The 19,634-nt window shown below is 69.3% G+C and carries 19 protein-coding genes; 11 read left to right on the top strand and 8 right to left on the bottom strand.

Features of this window, described 5'->3' with window-relative positions:
• Positions 1-3 precede the first annotated feature (3 nt).
• Positions 4-459 (bottom strand): DUF2510 domain-containing protein, encoded by a 456-nt coding sequence (locus tag DEJ33_RS17495; RefSeq protein WP_111195080.1) that lies wholly within the window; start codon positions 457-459, stop codon positions 4-6.
• Positions 460-579: 120 nt separating this feature from the next.
• Positions 580-1,617: an LLM class flavin-dependent oxidoreductase gene (locus tag DEJ33_RS11895; RefSeq protein WP_111195079.1), complete on the bottom strand. Its 1,038-nt coding sequence runs from the start codon at positions 1,615-1,617 to the stop codon at positions 580-582.
• 48 nt (positions 1,618-1,665) lie between these two features.
• Here DEJ33_RS11895 and DEJ33_RS11890 point away from each other — a divergent pair, with 48 nt between their 5' ends.
• Together DEJ33_RS11890 and DEJ33_RS11885 are read left to right on the top strand one after the other, a co-directional pair.
• On the top strand, positions 1,666-2,001 hold the full coding sequence (locus tag DEJ33_RS11890) for a TraR/DksA C4-type zinc finger protein (RefSeq protein WP_111195078.1): 336 nt from the start codon (positions 1,666-1,668) through the stop codon (positions 1,999-2,001).
• Between the two features lie 122 nt (positions 2,002-2,123).
• On the top strand, positions 2,124-2,603 hold the full coding sequence (locus DEJ33_RS11885; protein ID WP_258378158.1) for a TIGR02611 family protein: 480 nt from the start codon (positions 2,124-2,126) through the stop codon (positions 2,601-2,603).
• A gap of 27 nt (positions 2,604-2,630) precedes the next feature.
• On the opposite strand, the gene DEJ33_RS11880 is transcribed toward DEJ33_RS11885, so the two are convergent.
• On the bottom strand, positions 2,631-3,875 hold the full coding sequence (locus tag DEJ33_RS11880; protein WP_111195076.1) for an MFS transporter: 1,245 nt from the start codon (positions 3,873-3,875) through the stop codon (positions 2,631-2,633).
• A gap of 93 nt (positions 3,876-3,968) precedes the next feature.
• Between DEJ33_RS11880 and DEJ33_RS11875 the strand changes: the two genes are divergently transcribed.
• Positions 3,969-4,352: a helix-turn-helix transcriptional regulator gene (locus DEJ33_RS11875; RefSeq protein ID WP_111122184.1), complete on the top strand. Its 384-nt coding sequence runs from the start codon at positions 3,969-3,971 to the stop codon at positions 4,350-4,352.
• Positions 4,349-5,899: a class I SAM-dependent methyltransferase gene (locus DEJ33_RS11870; protein ID WP_111195075.1), complete on the top strand. Its 1,551-nt coding sequence runs from the start codon at positions 4,349-4,351 to the stop codon at positions 5,897-5,899. The genes DEJ33_RS11875 and DEJ33_RS11870 overlap by 4 nt, the downstream gene beginning before the upstream one ends.
• 81 nt (positions 5,900-5,980) lie before the next feature.
• Here the strand turns inward: DEJ33_RS11870 and DEJ33_RS11865 are convergent, their stop codons facing one another.
• Together DEJ33_RS11865 and DEJ33_RS11860 are read right to left on the bottom strand one after the other, a co-directional pair.
• Positions 5,981-6,835: an NAD(P)-dependent oxidoreductase gene (locus DEJ33_RS11865; protein ID WP_181437299.1), complete on the bottom strand. Its 855-nt coding sequence runs from the start codon at positions 6,833-6,835 to the stop codon at positions 5,981-5,983.
• 628 nt (positions 6,836-7,463) lie between these two features.
• On the bottom strand, positions 7,464-8,477 hold the full coding sequence (locus tag DEJ33_RS11860) for an LLM class flavin-dependent oxidoreductase (RefSeq protein ID WP_111195073.1): 1,014 nt from the start codon (positions 8,475-8,477) through the stop codon (positions 7,464-7,466).
• Between the two features lie 76 nt (positions 8,478-8,553).
• On the opposite strand from DEJ33_RS11860, the gene DEJ33_RS11855 reads away from it, so the two are divergent.
• On the top strand, positions 8,554-11,109 hold the full coding sequence (locus DEJ33_RS11855) for an RNA helicase (protein ID WP_111078559.1): 2,556 nt from the start codon (positions 8,554-8,556) through the stop codon (positions 11,107-11,109).
• Positions 11,110-11,169: 60 nt separating this feature from the next.
• A complete protein-coding gene (locus tag DEJ33_RS11850) occupies positions 11,170-11,421 on the top strand; it encodes a DUF6458 family protein (RefSeq protein WP_111078558.1) in 252 nt (83 codons plus the stop codon).
• 79 nt (positions 11,422-11,500) lie between these two features.
• On the opposite strand, the gene DEJ33_RS11845 is transcribed toward DEJ33_RS11850, so the two are convergent.
• Positions 11,501-12,022, bottom strand: coding sequence for a ribonuclease H (locus DEJ33_RS11845; RefSeq protein WP_111078557.1), 522 nt, complete (start codon positions 12,020-12,022; stop codon positions 11,501-11,503).
• Between the two features lie 142 nt (positions 12,023-12,164).
• On the opposite strand from DEJ33_RS11845, the gene DEJ33_RS11840 reads away from it, so the two are divergent.
• Positions 12,165-12,494, top strand: coding sequence for a hypothetical protein (locus DEJ33_RS11840; protein ID WP_111195072.1), 330 nt, complete (start codon positions 12,165-12,167; stop codon positions 12,492-12,494).
• 144 nt (positions 12,495-12,638) lie between these two features.
• On the opposite strand, the gene DEJ33_RS11835 is transcribed toward DEJ33_RS11840, so the two are convergent.
• Together DEJ33_RS11835 and DEJ33_RS11830 are read right to left on the bottom strand one after the other, a co-directional pair.
• Complete coding sequence (locus DEJ33_RS11835; protein ID WP_111195071.1) at positions 12,639-13,457, bottom strand: aldo/keto reductase; 819 nt, start codon at positions 13,455-13,457, stop codon at positions 12,639-12,641.
• A 76-nt stretch (positions 13,458-13,533) separates the two neighbouring features.
• The gene (locus tag DEJ33_RS11830; protein ID WP_111195070.1) at positions 13,534-14,739 is read right to left on the bottom strand and encodes an MFS transporter; all 1,206 of its coding nucleotides are present in this window, start codon (positions 14,737-14,739) and stop codon (positions 13,534-13,536) included.
• 365 nt (positions 14,740-15,104) lie between these two features.
• Between DEJ33_RS11830 and nrdH the strand changes: the two genes are divergently transcribed.
• The 4 genes from nrdH (at position 15,105) to nrdF (ending at position 19,536) form a co-directional block, all read left to right on the top strand.
• Complete coding sequence (gene nrdH, locus DEJ33_RS11825) at positions 15,105-15,338, top strand: glutaredoxin-like protein NrdH (RefSeq protein WP_017886897.1); 234 nt, start codon at positions 15,105-15,107, stop codon at positions 15,336-15,338.
• A gap of 117 nt (positions 15,339-15,455) precedes the next feature.
• Positions 15,456-15,872, top strand: coding sequence for a class Ib ribonucleoside-diphosphate reductase assembly flavoprotein NrdI (gene nrdI, locus DEJ33_RS11820; RefSeq protein WP_110904159.1), 417 nt, complete (start codon positions 15,456-15,458; stop codon positions 15,870-15,872).
• Between the two features lie 17 nt (positions 15,873-15,889).
• Complete coding sequence (gene nrdE / locus DEJ33_RS11815; RefSeq protein ID WP_111195069.1) at positions 15,890-17,995, top strand: class 1b ribonucleoside-diphosphate reductase subunit alpha; 2,106 nt, start codon at positions 15,890-15,892, stop codon at positions 17,993-17,995.
• Positions 17,996-18,534: 539 nt separating this feature from the next.
• On the top strand, positions 18,535-19,536 hold the full coding sequence (gene nrdF / locus DEJ33_RS11805; RefSeq protein ID WP_258374787.1) for a class 1b ribonucleoside-diphosphate reductase subunit beta: 1,002 nt from the start codon (positions 18,535-18,537) through the stop codon (positions 19,534-19,536).
• The last annotated feature ends 98 nt before the right edge of the window (positions 19,537-19,634 follow it).

Genomic DNA, 19,634 nt, shown 5'->3' with positions numbered 1-19,634 from the left:
GGTTCAGAACAGGTGCAGGTGCCCGTTCGCGACGACGACACCGGTCGCGACGGCGAGCACGAGCGCGGATGCCCCGATGCTCTGCCCGACGACCCGCCAGGGACCGGTCGCGCCCGGACGCACCAGTGCGATCAGGCCCGCGGCGATGCCGAGCAGGCTGCAGAGCCCCCACGGGTTCAGCACGAGGGACACGATCGCCGCCAGCACGGCGAGGACCGCGAACACGCAGAACCGTCGGTCGGTGCTGCCGTACGCCCACGAGCGGGCCTCGACGGCGCGGGCCGACGCCTCGACGGAGAAGGCCGGTCCGGCGGGCATGGCGGTGAGGACGGACACGATCGGGTCAGGTGCCTCGCGGGGGAGCACCCGGGTCGCCTCGCCCCAGGCGTGACCGTCCCACCACCGCAGTCGTGCGGTGTCCTGCGGGTCCGGGAACCAGCCGGCGGCCGGCAGCGTCACGGGGAACTCCTGGTGTGTGGGGGTGTCGTCAGTGCCTCTCGACGCTACCTGGCACGTGCCGACGCCGCTGCCCCAGACCGGGTGTCGGCAGAAGGGGGGACCGGGGTGCCCGGTTCCACCTCAGACCGCTGCCGGAGCGGCGTCCACCTCGGTGAAGACGTCCTTGACGGCGGCGAGCAGCCGGGCGTTGAAGTCCACCCCGAGCTGGTTCGGCACCGTGACGAGGACCGTGTCGGCAGCCCGGACGGCCTGGTCGGCGGCGAGTTCCGCGACGAGCTGTTCGGGTTCGCCGATGTACGAACGGCCGAACCGGGCGAGGCCCCCGTCCAGGTGCCCGACCTGGTCCTGCCCCTCCACCTGTGCGCGGACGCCGAAGTAGTGGCGCGACTCGTCGTCGATGATCGGGATGATGCTGCGGCTGACGCTCACCCGGGGTTCGTGGTCCCAGCCGCTCTCGCGCCAGGTGGCTCGGAAGCGCTCGATCTGCTCCGCCTGCAGCTGGTCGAAGGGCACGCCGGTGTCCTCGGTGAGCAGGGTCGACGACATCAGGTTCATGCCCTGCTCGGCGGTCCACTCGGCAGTGGCGCGGGTGCCGGCACCCCACCAGATGCGCTCGGACAGGGTGTCGGACCGCGGCGTGATCGCGAGCGACCCGACCGCACCGGTCATCTGCGGGTTCGCGTTCGCCATCGGCTCGCCGGCGATCGCGCGGCGGAAGACCGCGGTGTGGTCACGGGCCAGGTCGGCGCCGTTCTCGTCGTCCGCCTCCGGCACGTAGCCGAACGAGCGGTAGCCGGCGAGAGCGGTCTCGGGTGATCCCCGGCTCACGCCGAGCTGCAGTCGGCCGCCGGAGATGAGGTCGGTGGCCGCCGCCTCCTCCGCCATGTACAGCGGGTTCTCGTAGCGCATGTCGATCACGCCGGTGCCGATCTCGATGCGGCTGGTACGGGCCGCGATCGCCGACAGGAGGGGGAAGGGTGCGGCCTGCTGGGGTGCGAAGTGGTGCACGCGGAAGTACGCGCCGTCGACGCCCGCCTCCTCGGCCGCCACGGCGAGGTCGATGGCCTGCACGAGCGACTCGCGCCCACTGCGGACCTTCGACCCGGGGACGTCACGCCAGTGCCCGAAGGAGAGGAACCCGATCTTCGTCATGTGCATGCGAACGCATCCGGGTCGAGGTCCATTCCGCGGACTACCGTCGGCGACATGGACTTCGAGCCGCGAACCGCCCTGCAGGCTGAACGGGCTCGCGCGAGCAAGCTGCTGGTCGACGTCGAGCTGAGCATGCAGGACGTCAGTGACGCCCGGGACGGCGCGAACACGGACGACGAACACGACCCGGAGGGTTCGACCCTTGCCTGGGAGCGCGGGTCCCTCGGCGCGGTGCGGGACGACGCCCGCCGGCGCGTCGAGCAGGTGGACGTGGCCCTCGGGCGCCTCGACGCGGGGACCTACGGCCGCTGCGCCGTGGGTGGGGAGCCGATCCCGGAGGCGCGCCTGGCCGCCGTCCCGTGGGCGGCGACGTGCGTCGCGCACGCGTGACGGGCCTCCCGTCCGGACCGGAGGCGCGGGGTGCGCAGGAGCACGGCACGCGATGCGCCGTCCGCACCGAGCACCGACCGGTTCCGCCGCGGTTTCCCAGCCGCGCGCCCTAGCGTTCGGACATGCACGGCGACCCGACTGAGCCTCCCCGGAGCGGCGTTCCCGACGCGTCCGCGGCGACATCGTCCACGGACCCGGGTGACGGCGGACGCCAGCGCTTCCAGTGGTTCCGGGACATGCGCACCTGGATCCACGCCCGCCCGCACGTGCACCTCTTCTACAAGGTCCTGGTCGGGATCGTCGGTGGTCTGATCGTCGTCATCGGCCTGATCCTGGTGCCGCTGCCGGGTCCGGGGTGGCTCGTGGTCTTCGTCGGCCTGACCGTGCTGGCGAGCGAGTTCCACTTCTTCCACCGGATCATCACGTGGCTCCGTGCGAAGCTGCACCGGTTCTGGGACTGGGCGAAGCGCCACGCGCCGTCGAAGCGGATGCGTGACGCGGCGGACCGGGGCAAGGCGGACGTCGACGCCGCACACGCCGAGGCACACCGGAACGTCGGGGTGCAGAGCCCCCGCGGTCGGACCGCGCGTCCCGGGCACTAGCGACCAGGACCCGCACCGGAGCTCGCGTCAGACCGTGCGGACCGAGCCCGTCGCCGTCAGTTCGACCGCTTCCGCCGCGGCTTCCTCGACCTGCGCGGCGTCCTTCGACGTCACCTGCAGCACGAGGGCGACGACCGCTGCCAGGACGATGAACGCGCCGTAGCCGGCGAGCACCGGCACGAGGCCGAGCGACGGCTCGAGGAACCCGCCGATGACGCTCGGGACGCCGAAGGCCAGGTAGCTGACCACGTAGATCGTCGACAGCAGTCCTGCGCGGTGGGTGGGGGCGGCGGTGGCGAGCAGCATCCGGAGCGGTGCCTGGAAGCCCGCGCCGAAGCCGACACCGGCGATCGCACTGCCGACGACGAGGCCAGGCAGCGACGGCACGAACACGAACGTGACGGTGACGACCGGTCCCAGCACGAGGGCGACGAGGCCGATCAGGACCGCCTTCCGCGTGTCCATCCGCTGGATCACCAGTCCCGTCAGTGCACCGACGCCGGTGACGACGGCGATGAGGGCGCCCGCGGCGAAGTGGTTGTGGATGCCGAAGACCACGCCGAGCGCGGACGGGACGAGGGACAGGAACAGTCCGCCGAGCGCCCAGCTGGACACGAGCGATCCGGCGACGCTCCGGAACAGCCGACGGGAGGCCCGTGGAACCGACACCGTGGGACGGAGCGACCGCAGGGCCCCGGGTCGACGGACGACCTGCTCCGGGACCACCGCCAGGGCGACGACGAGCAGCACGAGGAGCGACCCGAACAGCACGTAGACGAGCTGCTCCGGCGCGGGGCCCCATTCGACGAGGGCGCCGCTCGACAGGGCACCGGTGGCGAGGGCGATCGGCGGGATGACGCCGTTGAGGACGCCGGCGAGCGAGGGGTGCCGTTCGAGCGAGTTGTCGATGAGCGCCGCGCCGAGCGCGCCGATGAGCAGCCCCACGGAGACGCCCTGCACGATGCGGTCGACGATGAGCGCGCCGAGCCCGTCGGCGACGGCGAAGAGGCCCAGCGAGACGGCGACGCCGAGGCCGCCGACGATCAGGACGGGCTTCCGACCGACGTGGTCCGACAGCTGTCCGGCGACGAGCAGGCTGAGCAGCAGTCCGGCGACGTAGATCGCGAACACGGCCGTGAGCATCAGCGGGGTGAGGTGCCACTCGGCCGCGTAGACCGGGTAGATCGGGGACGGCACGGCCGACGAGGCGACCGAGACGAGGAGCATCGTCGCGAGGATCCAGAACCCTGCGACGGAACGTGGTGACTGCATGGCCGTCCCTTTCGTTGTACGAGTGCATTCGTACCGTACGCGCCCTGTACGACGCAACTCGTACTGGCGGGCCCGGAGTGGTACCGTCCGTGCATGCCCGAGCGCACCGACGGAGCCGAACTGCTCCCGCAGCACAGCCCGCTGCCGCAGCCCACGGTCGGCGAGATGGACCTCCCGACGGTCCTGGACGCCCTGTCCGACCCGATCCGGCTGTCGATCCTGCACCGCTACCTCGTGGACGGCGCGGGCGAGGAACGCTCCTGCGGGTGGGTCGGCATCGACCGGCCGAAGTCCACGCTGACGCACCACTTCCGGGTGCTCCGTGAAGCCGGTCTGCTCGAGCAACACCTCGAGGGACTGACCCGGGTCAGCCGCGTCCGGACCGACGAGGTCCAGCAGCGGTTCCCGGGCCTGCTCGACCTGGTCCTCGACTGGCAGGTGCCCGCCGGCCTGGTCCGTGCCGAGGCCCTGGCATGAGCGGGGAGCGCACAGCCGCGGACACGCTGCCCGACGTCGTCGCCGAGCCCGCCGTCACCTCGGCGCTCGCCGCGGACCTGACCACCGCCGGCTACTCCGTCGAGGGGGTCGACGCACTCTGGGGGACAGAGGCGGCCGCCGCCCTGCACCGTGGGGTGCGCGTCGCCGCCCGTCGGGCCCTCGCCGCCCGCCCGACGACACCGCTGTCCACCATCGCCACGCTCTTCGTGCTGGGCCTGCCGGTGCCGCGGGCCGATGCCTCGGCCGCGTTCCCGTCCGCCGGCGTGGACTCCTTGGTCGCGGCCGGGGTCCTGCGCGTCGACGGGGACACCGTCGCTGCGGCCGTCGACCTCCGCCCGTACGCGTTCGTCGACGACCTGGGCGCCGGCAGCTGGTGGATCGTCTCCGACCTCGGTGAACTCGCCCTCGGACACGCCATCACCGAGGAGCACGTCCTCGGCGTCGGTGGGGCCACCACCACGTTGAGTGGCCTGCAGCTGCCCGTGCCGGTGCGGCGGGTGCTCGACCTCGGCACCGGGTGCGGCATCCAGGCGATGCACGCCCGACGCTTCGCCGACCAGGTCGTCGCCACCGACATCTCACGACGGGCGATCGACATCGCCCGGTTCAACGCGCAACTCAACGGCGTCGACGGCATCGACTTCCGTCTCGGTTCACTGTTCGAACCGGTCGCGGGGGAGCGGTTCGACCGCATCGTCTCGAACCCGCCGTTCGTCATCACGCCCCGCCGTGCGGGCGTCCCCGCCTACGAGTACCGGGACGGCGGCATGGTCGGCGACGCCCTCGTCGAGACCGTCCTCCGCGGACTGGCCGAGCACCTCGAGCCGGGCGGCACCGCACAGCTGCTCGGCAACTGGGAACACCGGTGGGGGCAGGACGGACTGGAGCGCGTCCGCTCCTGGTTCGCCGACACCGACCTGGACGTGTGGGTGGTCGAACGCGAGCGCGAAGACCCGCCCGCCTACGCCGAGACCTGGATCCGCGACGGCGGCACGAAGCCCGGCACGCCCGTCTTCGACGACCTGGTCGACGCCTGGCTGGACGACTTCCGCGTCCGCCACGTCACCGGGGTCGGCTTCGGCTACGTCGTCGTCCGGTCCGGAGGCTCGCCCGACCTCCGCCGCTTCGAACGCCTCCCGCAGGTGCTCGGCTCCAACCCCGCCGGCCTCGGCGCGACGATCGCCCGCGTCCTGGACGCCGTCTCCTGGCTCGCCGAGCGTGACGACGACGCGTTCGCCGCCGCGCACCTCCGCGTCGCCGGCGACGTCACCGAGGAACGGCACTACTGGCCCGGCAACGACGACCCCACCGTGATGACGCTCGTGCAGGGCGGCGGGTTCGGCCGCCGGGTCGACGCCGACACCGCGCTCGCCGCGTTCGTCGGTGCCGCCGACGGTGAGCTGACGGTCGGCCAGATCATCGGCGCGATCGCCCAGCTCACGGGTGTCGACGACCAGGCGTTGACCGCGGACCTGCTGCCGCGCCTGCGCGACCTGGTCCTCGACGGCCTGCTGCTCCCCGCCTAGACCCGCGGAACGCAACGTCGGCGGCCCCACGCAACGGAGTACCGCTGTGAGTCGCCGCCGACGTTGCGTTTTGCGGAGGGGTCAGGGGCGCCAGGTGTGCTCGGGCGAGTAGCCGAGGAGCTCGCGGGCCTTCTCCGACGACAGGAGCGAGCTGACGCCGTCGATCTCGGCGCGGCGCTCGACGTCCGGCAGGAACTGCTCGACGAGCTCCAGCGTCGGGGTGTCCATCACGGTGTCCGGGCTGGCGATGATGAACGCCTCGAACCCGGTCAGCTCACTCTCCACGGCCTTGCGGACCGCCTGGGCGCCGTCGCGCGAGTCGATGTAGGACCACAGGTTGAAGGTCTTCGCCTCCGGGGTGGCGTCCCACGGGAACGCCGGGTAGTCGGTCTCGTCCATCACGTTCGAGAAGCGCAGACCGATCATCTTCAGCTGCGGGTCCCAGCGGGTGAAGTGGCGGGCCATCTCCTCCTCCACCGCCTTGCCGAGCGAGTACGACGACTGCGGGCGGACCGCGAACTCCTCGTCGACGGGCAGGTAGGGCGGGTGGTGCTCGCCCATCGGGATCCCCAGCAGCGTCTCACTGGAGGCCCACACGACGTTCCGGATGCGGGCCGCGCGGGCAGCGTGGAACACGTTGATCGATGCGGTCACGTTGTTCGTGATGAGTGCGACGTCCGGCACCTGGCCCGGCGCAGGGACGGCGGCGAGGTGCACGACCGCGTCCACGGAGTCGTAGCGGTCGTCGACGCCGAGGAACGTGTTGAGCACCTGCCCGTAGTCGGTGAGGTCCGTCCGCACGAACTGCACCCGCTCGGGCTTGTCCGGGGAAGCCACGCGGTCGAGGAGCACGACGTCGTACCCGTGCTCGTCGAGGTCGCGGACGACCGCCCGTCCGAGCTTGCCGCTGCCACCGGTCACCACTACACGCGTCATCGCGTCACTCCACCTCGTCGTCGAGACCCCGGGTCGGGTCACGCCCATCCTGCCCTGCCGGTGGTGGACGCAGCCAGGTACGGACGGTACCGGCCGGGCCGGAGGCGGGCCGACGACGTCCGTGACCCTCGGACTGGAGCGCGCCAGGAGGCTGTGATTCCGTCCACTTTCCGCACCGTGCCCGGTCGCATCGGTACGATCGGAGGTGCGCCAGTCGGCTGGTTACCGTCGGCGCACGCATCGATCAAGGACTGCCGAGCGAGTGTCGCGGCCTCCTGATCCGGCCGATGACGCCCCGGTGGTCCTGATGCGTCCTGATGCGCCCCCGCACTCGTTGCGGGGGCGCATCCTCGTTCCCGCGGGTGCATCCCCGTTCCCGGGGGCGGCACGGCCTCGTTCCCGCGGCGGCACCGTGGTCGTGCGGAGCGGATTCGTCACGGGTGACAAAAAGGTGCGCAGGTGGAACGATGAGTGCACCATCGCGTTCGGATCAGGAACGCCGATGGTCGTCCGGCGGTGCAGCCCACGGAACTCACCGGCCCGTGGGCCCCGCTGGACGCTGAGGCCGGACGGCGCCCCGGCGCCGGGGCCGGTGGCGGGGCCGGGCGCCGGTGCCGCTCGTGGGCGCTCAGACGGCGCGGACCACCGGTGCGATCTCCTCGGCGACGATGCGGAGGATCCGCTCGTGGGAGGCGCTGTCACCGTTGGCGGGCAGGGTCACGACCAGCTCGTCGGTCGCCGCCACGGCCGGGTCGGCACGCAGGGCGTCGACGATGGCTGCCGGCTCGCCGGACAGGACCCTGCTGAAGCGGAACGGCGGACCCGACAGCGGTCGACCCTCGTCGTCCATGCCGGACGCGTACCCGGTGAGGAACTCCCGGTGGACGTCGTGGTCGTGGTCGTCGAGCAGCGGGACGATGATCCGGCCGACGGCGACCTTCGACTGTCGGTCCGGGTGCAGTTCGGCGAACCGGGAGCGGTACGCGGCGATCTGGTCGGCCTGCGCTTCGGCGAACGGTGCGCCGGTGTCCTCGGTGTTCAGCGTCGAGCAGTGCAGCAGCAGGCCCTTCTCGGCCGTGCGGACCGCGGTGCCCATGCTGCCGCCGCCCCACCAGACGCGGTCGAGCAGGCCGGGGCTCTGCGGCTGCAGGGTCAGTTCGGCGTCGGCGGGGATGCTCTCGTAGCCCTTGCCGGCCGAGCCGAGGGCGTCGCCGTGCAGGACCTCGAGCAGCCGGGCCGCGCGTGCCTCGGCTTCGTCGCGGAAGGGCCGCTCGGAGCCGCCGAACACCGGGTCCAGGATCGGGCCGTAGCCGGCGATGCCCGTGCTGATGCCGAGCTGGACCCGGCCGCCGCTGAGCAGGTCGACGGTGCTGGCGTCCTCGGCCAGGCGCACCGGGTCCTCGTAGCGCATGCCGAGCACCGCGGTGCCGAAGCCGATCGTGCTGGTCCGCTGGGCTGCGGCGGCGAAGAACGTCATCGGGCTGGTGAGGAAGGGCTCGAAGTGCCGACCGCGCACCCACCCGGTGCCGTAGCCCAGGGCTTCGGCGGTCTGGAAGAGCCGCAGCCCGTCCTCCAGGGCGCTCGCGGCACCGGGAGCACCGCCGTGGTTCGGGACGAAGGAGAGGAATCCGAGTTCACGCACACGGCGAGTCTATGCGGGCGCATGCATCTGCGGGAGGTGCGGGCCGTGTCAGGCGTGGGGCTGGGAGGATGGGCACATGACCGACGTCACCACCGCCCCTCCGCTCGTCGCCGCACTGCCGGCGGCCGAGGGCGGTGTCGTCGATCCGGACGCCGTCTACCTCGCCTTCGCCGAGTGGGCGGCCTCCGGCGGACGTCCGCTCTACCCGGCGCAGGACGAAGCCCTCATCGAACTCGTCTCCGGCGCCAACGTCGTCCTGAGCACCCCGACCGGCACCGGCAAGTCCCTCGTCGCCGCCGGTGCGCACTTCGCCGCGCTCGCGGAGGGCAAGCGCAGCTACTACACCGCGCCGATCAAGGCCCTGGTGTCCGAGAAGTTCTTCCAGCTCGTCGACCTGTTCGGCGCCCAGAACGTCGGCATGGTCACGGGCGACTCCGCCGTGAACGCCGACGCCCCGATCGTCTGCTGCACCGCCGAGATCCTCGCGAACCTCGCGCTCCGCCAGGGTCCCGACGCGGACGTCGACGTCGTGGTCATGGACGAGTTCCACTTCTACGGCGACGCCGACCGGGGGTGGGCGTGGCAGGTGCCGCTGCTCGTGCTCGAGAAGGCGCAGTTCCTGCTGATGTCCGCCACCCTCGGGGACGTCACGACCATCGCCGACGACCTCTCCCGCCGTACCGGTCGGTCGACCGCACGGGTCACCGGGGTCTCGCGCCCCGTGCCGCTCGAGTACGAGTACGTGATGACCCCCGTGCAGGAGACCGTCGAACGGCTGCTCGACGAGGGCAAGGCACCGGTCTACATCGTGCACTTCGCCCAGGCCGCGGCACTCGAGCGAGCCCAGGCGCTCATGTCCGCGAAGGTCGCCTCCCGCGAACGCCGGGACCAGATCGCCGAGGCCATCGCCGGCTTCCGCTTCAGCGCCGGGTTCGGGCAGACCCTGTCACGCCTGATCCGGGCGGGCATCGGCGTCCACCACGCCGGCATGCTGCCGAAGTACCGGCGGCTGGTCGAACAGCTCGCCCAGCGTGGCCTGCTGCCCGTCATCTGCGGCACCGACACCCTCGGCGTCGGCATCAACGTCCCGATCCGCGCCGTCCTGTTCACCGGTCTGACGAAGTTCGACGGCACCAAGATGCGCCAGCTCTCCGCACGCGAGTTCCACCAGATCGCCGGACGTGCCGGACGTGCCGGGTACGACACCGAGGGCGACGTCGTCGCCGAGGCACCCGAGCACGACATCGAGAACGCCCGCGCGGTCGCCAAGGCCGGCGACGACCCGAAGAAGAAGAACAAGATCAAGCGGAAGAAGGCACCCGAGGGCTTCGTGTCCTGGGGTCAGGCGTCGTTCGAACGCCTGATCGCCGCCGAGCCCGAGCCGATGGTGTCCCGGATGCGGATCACGCACGCCATGGTGCTGTCCGTCGTCGCCCGCGGCGGGGACGCGTTCGAGGACGTCCGCTCCCTGGTCTACGACAACCACGAACCGCGTGCCCGCCAGCTCGCGATGGCACGTCGGGCGCTCACGATCGCGCGGACGCTGATCAACGCCCGTGTCATCGAGAAGGTCGACGGCACCTACCGACTGACCGTCGACCTCCAGGCGAACTTCGCGCTCAACCAGCCACTGTCACCGTTCGCGCTCGCCGCGTTCGAACTGCTCGACCCGGAGTCGCCGACCTTCGCTCTCGACATGGTGTCCATCGTCGAAGCGACCCTCGACGACCCCCGCGCGATCCTGTCGCAGCAGCAGTTCAAGGAACGCGGCGAAGCGGTCGCCCGGATGAAACAGGAGGGCATCGAGTACGACGAGCGGATGGAGCTCCTCGAAGAGGTCACCTGGCCGAAACCACTCGACGAACTGCTGACCGCCGCGTACGAGAGCTACGCCGACGAACAGCCCTGGGTGCTCGACTTCTCGCTCTCCCCGAAGTCCGTCGTCCGCGACATGTACGAGCGAGCGATGACCTTCGGTGACTACGTGCGCTTCTACCAGCTCACGCGCTCCGAGGGCCTGGTGCTGCGGTACCTGTCGGACGCCTACCGCACCATGCGGCAGACCATCGCGGACGAACACCGCACCCAGGAGCTCGACGACATCATCGAGTGGCTCGGCGAGCTCGTCCGCCAGGTCGACTCCTCGCTCGTCGACGAGTGGGAAGCGCTGATGAACGGGGACATCGCGCTCGCCGAAGCGGATCACGAGGAGATCGCGCCGCCACAGCCCGCCCGCCTGACCGGGAACGTCCGGGCCTTCCGGGTCCTCGTGCGCAACGCCCTCTTCCAGCGGGTGCTGCTGGCCGCCCGGGACGACATCGAGGGACTCGGCGAACTCGACGCCACCGCCGGGTTCGACCAGCACGCGTGGGACAACGTGCTCGAGGAGTACTACGACGAGCACGACACGATCGGCATCGACGCCGAAGCCCGGTCCATGCAGTACCTCGTGCTCTCCGAACAGGGCCGCTCCTGGCGTGCACGGCAGATCTTCGCCGACCCGGCGGGCGACAAGGACTTCGGGTTCTCGGCGACCATCGACCTCGACGCCTCCGACGACGCCGGCGAGGCCGTGGTCCGCGTCACCGAGATCGGACGCTTCGACGGGTGGGCCGAGGTCGACGTCGACTGAGCCAGAACACGCGGGCTGCCGACCGGGTACGGTCAGCCGCAGCCCACGGAAGGAACCCCCATGCGAATCGGCTCCAGCATCGCCTTGATCGTGATCGGCGCCATCGTCGCGTTCGCGGTCGACTACCAGGTCGCCGGCATCGACCTGCGCCTCATCGGCTACATCCTGATGGCCGCCGGCGTCATCCTGCTCATCATCAGCCTGGCGGTCGGCTTCGGCGGACGTCGGACGACCACCACCACGCGCTCCGGGGTCGACCCGGCCTCCGGCGAGCAGATCACCCGGCAGGACCGCCGCGACGGCACCTACTGAGTCCAGTACGACAGACAGCGAGGGCGGGACCGAACGGTCCCGCCCTCGCTGTCTGTCGTGTGGCTGTCGGTCCTGCGGTCTAGAAGAGCGTCGCGGGGGGAGCGACCTCGGGGATCGCCGCCGGCTCCGGAACGTCGACGCCCGGCCAGCCCGGTCCGGTCGGGACCTCGGTGCGGTTCTGGTACGCCGTCGCCGCACCACGGGCACGGACGTCGGCGGCCTCGTTCATCTCGTGGCCCATGTGCCCACGGACCCACTCGAACGTCACCTTGCGGCCCTGCAGCTCGGCGTCGAGCTCCTGGATGATCTCCACGTTGAGCACCGGCTTGCCGTCGGCCTTCCGCCAGCCCTTGCGCTTCCAGCCGGCGAGCCACTCGGTGCAGGCCTTGATCGCGTACTGACTGTCGCAGAGGATGTGCAGCGGTTCCCCGGTGTCCTTCGTGGCCTTGAGGAGCTGCAGGACGGCGGTCAACTCGCCCTGGTTGTTGGTGCCGCGGGGCCAGCCGCCGGCAGCCCAGCGGTCGTCGTCCACGTACCAGGCCCAGCCGGCAGGGCCGGGGTTGCCGAGGGCTGAGCCGTCAGCGGCGGCGACGATCGTCACGGTGGACCTCCTGGTGGTGGCGAGTGCCCGACGAGCGTAACGGACCTGCGAGGGTGCGTCCGAATGTGCCCCGATCGGACCGGTGCCCTGGGAGTCCGCAGCCGTCCGCCGCCTAGCGTTCGGGGAAACGGGAGGAAACAGCATGAGCAACGACATCGCAGGCCCCGAGCACTCCGACGACCGGGACCGCTCCGACGCCCTGACCTCGGCAGCGCACAGCGACGACGTCGACGGGGTGAGCGGGCGCGAGCAGCGGGCCGCCGACACGTCGTACAGCCCGTCGAGCGAGCGGGAGATGGACGCGTCACAGACGAAGCAGCGCGACGACGACGACCTGCGCGAGGACGGCATCGACCCCTCGCGCATCGTCGCAGCCCCGGGGACCGGTGGCGCGGACGACGCCGGTGACGTCGAGCCCGAGCCGGGCGACCTGCACCTGCCGTGGCAGTCCGAGGAGGACCGCCGGGGCTGAGCCCCTCTGGGCCTCGGGCTCCGGGCTCCGGGCTTCGACAAGACACCGGTGTTCGTCGGTGACGCCGCGCGCTTCCGCGGCGCGACTGACGAACACCGGTGTTCCGCGTGATGACGACGGCGGCGGATGCGGCGACGAGCCCGGTCAGGCGACGGCGTCGGGGTGCGAGCCCGTGCGCTGCCCGGACTCGAGGCTGGCGATCGCGGAGAGTTCGTCGTCCGTCAGGACGAAGCCGTCGACGTCGAGGTTCGAGCGGATCCGCGACGGCGTCACGGACTTCGGCAGGACGACGACGCCCTGCTGCACGTTCCACCGGACCAGCACCTGGGCGACGCTGACGTCGTGCGCGGCCGCGATGCCGACCAGGACCGGATCCTCGATCAGTCGTCCGCGGCCGAGCGGGGACCACGCGGCCGTGACGATGCCGTGCTGCTCGTGGAACGCCATCAGTTCGCGCTGCGGCAACCACGGGTGCCGCTCGACCTGGTTGACGGCGGGGACCTCGCCGGTCTCGTCGATGATCCGCTCGAGGTGCGGCACCTGGAAGTTCGAGACGCCGACACTGCGCGCCCGCCCGGACTCGCGGAGTTCGACGAGGGTGCGCCAGGTCTCGACGTAGCGGTCGTTCGCCGCCGCCGGCCAGTGGATCAGGTACAGGTCGACCGCGTCGAGCCCCAACCGCTCGAGACTGGCGTCGAACGCCCGCAGCGTGCCGTCACGCCCCTGGTGCTCGTTCCACACCTTCGTGGTCACGAACACGTCATCGCGCTCCAGCCGGGAGGCCCGGATCGCCTGCCCGACGCCACGCTCGTTGCCGTACATCTCGGCCGTGTCGACGTGCCGGTACCCGGCGTCCAGTGCGAGACCGACGGCCGTCGCGGCCTGGGCGTCGTCGACCTTGTAGACGCCGAAGCCGATGGTGGGGATGCTCCGGCCGTCGCGGAGGGGGGTGGAGATGACCATGCACCCATCCTGCCCGCCGTGACGGGGGCGAGCCGTGCCTCCAGGACGTCTTGTGGAGAACTCCCGGAGCGACGGATCAGGTGGGGAGGTGGACCGGCTCGGTGTCGGGCAGCGGGCTGGCGTCACGACCACGCAGGTCGGGCAACCACCGGCGCACGACCAGGGGGAAGACGACACCGGCCGCCGCCATCACGGCACCGACCATCAGCCCGCCGCTCGGGCCGTTGCTGTCGATCAGGAAGCCCGCGACCGCGGAGCCACCGGCGGCACCGATGAGCTGGCCGGTGCCCATCCAGCCGTAGGCCTCGGCCGTGTCGGAGAACTTGACGGTGGCGGAGACCGAGCCGAACATCACCGTCAGCGCGGGGGCGATGCCGGCGCCGGCGATGACCAGCGAGATGCAGAGCCACCAGAAGGTCGGGTTGCCGACCGCCAGCGCGAGTCCGACGAAGACGATCGTCATGCGCAACCAGAGGGCGTTCGGCGAGATCGGGAGGTGCCCCAGCGCGAGACCGCCGACGAGCGACCCGACCGCGAACACGGCGAGGACGATGCCGGCGTTCGGGCTGCCCTCGCCGAAGACGCTGGTGACGCTGGCCTCCACCGCGGCACACGCGCCGATGAGCAGCAGGCCGGTGACGGTGGCGACCACGACCGACGGCCGCTTCATGACGACCCCGAACGCGCGCTTCGAGCGGGGGATGCGGACCCGGCCGAGCTCGGGGGAGGCGATGAACCAGGCGCCACCGATGAGCAGGAACACCATCGCGACGACGATCGCCTGGACCGTGCCGATCTGCGTCGCGACGAACGTGGTGATGACCGGGCCGGCGACCCAGATGAGCTCCTGCGCGCTGGCGTCGAGGGAGAAGAGCGGGGTGAGCTGCGAGGACGTGACCATCTTCGGGTAGATGGTGCGGACGGCGGGCTGCACCGGCGGGACCGCCAGACCGCCGACGAAGCCGATCACGACGTAGGCCCAGAGCGGCATCACGAAGAAGGCGATGACGCCCATCGTCACCAGCGCCACGATGCTCGTCAGGATGAGGACGGGGCGCATGCCCCAGCGGCCCATCCAGCGGCTGGTGAGCGGACCGGCGAGGGCCTGGCCGATGCTCGTGGTCGCCAGGACGAGTCCGGCTGCGCCGTACGAGTCGAAGATGTGCTCGACGTGCAGCAGGTACGCCAGTGACAGCATGCCGAACGGGAACCGCGCGGTGAGTTGCGCGGCGATGACCCGGCCGACCCCGGGCGTCTTCAGCAGGGACCCGTACGCGCTCACGAGACGAGTGTACGGACCGGACGGACCGCGTTGCGGCGGCTGTGGAGAACGGTGCCACCCGTGCGGGGGACGGTACTCGGGGCGGTGTCCGCGCAGCGCTCTCAGACACGCCGAGCGGGAGGTTTCCACACCCGTGGACAAGGCCCCCCAACAGGGTGTGGGAAGTGTCGGTGGGCGGTGGCAGAGTGGCGGAAAACCGGGCCTCACGGGAATCCACAGACTGTGGATGACGTTGTGGAAACTACAGGGGTGTAACACTTCCTCTAGTGGTCCACCCGCCCATCGGGCACTACATGTAGTAGCGTCATCGACAACACAGCACCAGAACGACGGGCCTCCAACCGGGCCCAGAACCAGGGGAGATCATGGCCGTCACCGTGTACACCAAGCCGTCTTGCGTCCAGTGCACTGCGACGTACCGCGCCCTCGACAACAAGGGCATCGAGTACGAAGTGCACGACGTCTCCACGGACGAAGCCGCCCTCGAGCACGTCAAGAGCCTGGGCTACATGCAGGCCCCCGTCGTCGTGACCGACGACGACCACTGGTCGGGCTTCCGCCCCGACAAGATCGCCACCCTCAGCGCCGAACTGGCCTGACGCCTCGCGGGCCACTCGGCCCGCGACGCCCGGTGGCGGGTGGACGGCCAGGAGGCTCGTCCCACCTCCACCACACCCCTCCGGTCCGCAGTCCGCACCTTCGTCAGGGAGCGCACCATGAGCCGCCTCGTCTACTTCTCGAGTGTCTCGGGCAACACCGCCCGGTTCGTGGAGAAGCTCGGCCAGGACGCCGACCGGATCCCGCTGCACGCGAGTGAGCCGCCCCTGCGGGCGGACGGCCCGTACGTCCTGGTCCTCCCCACCTACGGTGGCGGCAACGGACACGGAGCGGTCCCCAAGCAGGTCATCAAGTTCCTCAACGACGAACACAACCGGGCACTGATCCGGGGCGTCATCGTCGGCGGGAACACCAACTTCGGCGAGGCGTTCGGTCTCGCCGGGGACATCGTCGCGCGCAAGTGCGGAGTCCCCGTTCTCTACCGCTTCGAAGTCTTCGGGACCCCCGACGACGTGGTGGCGGTCAACTCAGGATTGGAAGCATTTTGGACGCAGCAGTTGCAGACGTCGATCTGACGTCTCCGCAGACGGGGATGGACTACCACTCCCTCAACGCGATGCTCAACCTCTACGACGCGGACGGGAACATCCAGTTCGACAAGGATCGTGAGGCGGCCAAGCAGTTCTTCCTGCAGCACGTCAACCAGAACACCGTCTTCTTCCACAACCTGAAGGAGCGGCTGGACTACCTGGTCGAGAACGAGTACTACGAGCAGGCGACGATCGACCTGTACTCGATGGACTTCATCCAGCGGCTCAACGACCTGGCGTACTCGAAGAAGTTCCGGTTCCAGACGTTCCTCGGTGCGTTCAAGTACTACACGAGCTACACGCTCAAGACGTTCGACGGCAAGCGCTACCTCGAGCGCTTCGAGGACCGCGTCGTGATGACCGCCCTCGGCCTGGCCCAGGGCAACGAGCAGCTCGCGATCGACCTCGTCGAAGAGATCATCGCCGGCCGCTTCCAGCCCGCGACGCCGACGTTCCTCAACACCGCGAAGGCCCAGCGCGGCGAACTCGTCTCCTGCTTCCTCCTCCGCATTGAGGACAACATGGAGTCGATCTCGCGCGGGATCAACTCGTCGCTGCAGCTCTCGAAGCGCGGCGGCGGCGTGGCCCTGCTGCTCTCCAACATCCGTGAGGCCGGCGCCCCGATCAAGCAGATCGAGAACCAGTCCTCGGGCATCATCCCCGTGATGAAGCTGCTGGAAGACTCCTTCTCCTACGCGAACCAGCTCGGTGCGCGTCAGGGTGCCGGCGCCGTCTACCTCAGCGCCCACCACCCGGACATCATGAAGTTCCTCGACACCAAGCGCGAGAACGCCGACGAGAAGATCCGCATCAAGACGCTGTCCCTCGGCGTCGTCGTGCCGGACATCACGTTCGAGCTCGCGAAGAACAACGAGGACATGTACCTCTTCTCGCCGTACGACGTCGAGAAGGTCTACGGCGTCCCCTTCGGCGACGTCCCGATCTCCGAGAACTACCGCGCGATGGTCGACGACTCACGCATCAAGAAGACGAAGATCAAGGCCCGCGAGTTCTTCCAGACCATCGCGGAGATCCAGTTCGAGTCGGGCTACCCGTACATCGTGTTCGAGGACACGGTGAACAAGGCCAACCCGATCAAGGGCCGGATCAACATGTCGAACCTGTGCTCGGAGATCCTGCAGGTCAACACCCCGACCACCTTCAACGAGGACCTCTCGTACAAGGAGATCGGCAAGGACATCTCCTGCAACCTCGGCTCGCTGAACATCGCGCTCACGATGGACTCGCCGGACTTCGGCAAGACCATCGAGACCGCCATCCGCGGCCTGACCTCGGTCTCGCAGATGTCCCACATCACCTCGGTGCGTTCCGTCGAGGACGGCAACGACAAGTCGCACGCCATCGGCCTCGGCCAGATGAACCTGCACGGCTACCTGGCTCGTGAGCGTGTGTTCTACGGCTCCGACGAGGGCATCGACTTCACGAACATCTACTTCTACACGGTGCTGTTCCACGCCCTGCGCGCCTCGAACAACATCGCGATCGAGACGGGGGAGACCTTCGACGGCTTCCGCGACTCGAAGTACGCGTCGGGTGAGTTCTTCGACAAGTACACCGACCAGGTCTGGACGCCGGCCACCCCCCGCGTCGCGTCGCTGTTCGACAACGCGAACATCACCATCCCGACGCAGGACGACTGGAAGGCGCTGAAGGCGTCCGTCCAGGAGCACGGCATCTACAACCAGAACCTGCAGGCCGTCCCGCCGACCGGTTCGATCTCGTACATCAACCACTCGACGTCGTCGATCCACCCGATCGCGTCGAAGATCGAGATCCGCAAGGAAGGCAAGCTCGGCCGCGTCTACTACCCGGCGCCGTTCATGACGAACGACAACCTGGACTACTACCAGGACGCGTACGAGATCGGCCCCGAGAAGATCATCGACACGTATGCCGCGGCGACGCAGCACGTGGACCAGGGCCTGTCCCTGACGCTGTTCTTCAAGGACACCGCCACCACGCGTGACATCAACAAGGCGCAGATCTACGCATGGCGCAAGGGCATCAAGACGATCTACTACATCCGTCTGCGCCAGCTCGCGCTCGAGGGCACCGAGGTCGAGGGCTGCGTCAGCTGCATGCTGTGACGCCTTCGGCGTCATCGACGCCGACCACCGGTCGCTGACGCGACCACCCCCGGCCTGGAGGCGCGGTGCCAGCCCGCACCGCGCCTTCAGATCCGCACAAGTCCACAAAGAGCTCAGGACCAGGTTCGCGAAAACCTGGTCCTGAACAGCCCCTAACAGGGACTCCAACTGAGCGCTGGAACGTCCACTGTACATGAGTCGAACTGGCCAGTCGGGTCAGGCTCTCGGGGCTGAATCAGTCCCGAGAGGAGGTGAAGACAGTGGGTAAAAGTGTCAACCGAAGCGCTGCAAGTGGCCGCTTCGTCAATGCAGCTGCCGCCGCTCGTTGGCCGTCGAAGACGACCACCGAGCGTGTGGGTAGCGGCACAGGCAACTCCCGCACGGTGAATCGTTCCGCTGGTACTGGGCAGTTTGTGACAGCAGCAAGCGCGAAGCGAAACCCCGACGACACCATCACGCAGCGCGTGTAGCGCTGGGGGCGGGGCAGGTTCACGCCTGCCCCGCCTACCTCGACGGCAAGCCATATCCAGGAAGAGACCATGACCCTCACCGACCCGGTCCACGCCACGGGCAAGGCCATCCCGCTGATCCGTTCGGTCAGCGCGATCAACTGGAACCGCATCCAGGACGAGAAGGACGTCGAGGTCTGGAACCGCCTCGTCAACAACTTCTGGCTGCCCGAGAAGGTGCCGCTGTCGAACGACGTGCAGTCGTGGAACACCCTCACGCCGGAGGAGCAGCAGCTCACCATGCGCGTGTTCACGGGTCTGACGCTCCTGGACACCATCCAGGGCACCGTCGGCGCGATCAGCCTGATCCCCGACGCGATCACGCCGCACGAGGAGTCCGTCTACACGAACATCGCGTTCATGGAGTCGGTGCACGCCAAAAGCTACTCGTCGATCTTCTCGACCCTGGCGTCGACGCCCGAGATCGACGACGCTTTCCGCTGGTCCACGGAAAACGTGAACCTGCAGAAGAAGGCGCAGATCGTCCTCGACTACTACACCGGTGACGACCCACTGAAGCGCAAGGTCGCGTCGACGCTGCTCGAGTCGTTCCTGTTCTACTCCGGCTTCTACCTGCCGATGTACTGGTCCTCGCGTGCGAAGCTCACGAACACTGCTGACCTGATCCGCCTGATCATCCGCGACGAAGCCGTCCACGGGTACTACATCGGGTACAAGTTCCAGAAGGGCCTCGAAGGCGCTTCCGAGGAGCGCAAGCAGGAGATCAAGGACTACACGTTCAGCCTGCTGTTCGAGCTCTACGAGAACGAGATCCAGTACACGCAGGACCTCTACGACCAGGTCGGGCTGACCGAGGACGTCAAGAAGTTCCTGCACTACAACGCCAACAAGGCGCTGATGAACCTGGGCTACGAGCCGATGTTCCCGAAGGAGACGACGGACGTGAACCCGGCGATCCTGTCGGCGCTGTCGCCCAACGCGGACGAGAACCACGACTTCTTCTCGGGTTCTGGCTCGTCGTACGTCATCGGCAAGGCGGAGAGCACTGAGGACGAGGACTGGGACTTCTGATCCTGGTGTGACTCTGGGGCGCCCCGCTGGCTTCGGCCTGCGGGGCGCTTTGTTGTGCCAACCCGTGTCCTGGCTGCACAAGGAGTTCTGTCAAAATG

The organism is Curtobacterium sp. MCPF17_047, from assembly GCF_003234045.1.
GTDB lineage: Bacteria > Actinomycetota > Actinomycetes > Actinomycetales > Microbacteriaceae > Curtobacterium.
Note: the sequence above shows the minus strand (reverse complement) of the source record. Positions and strands in the feature narration are given on the sequence as shown.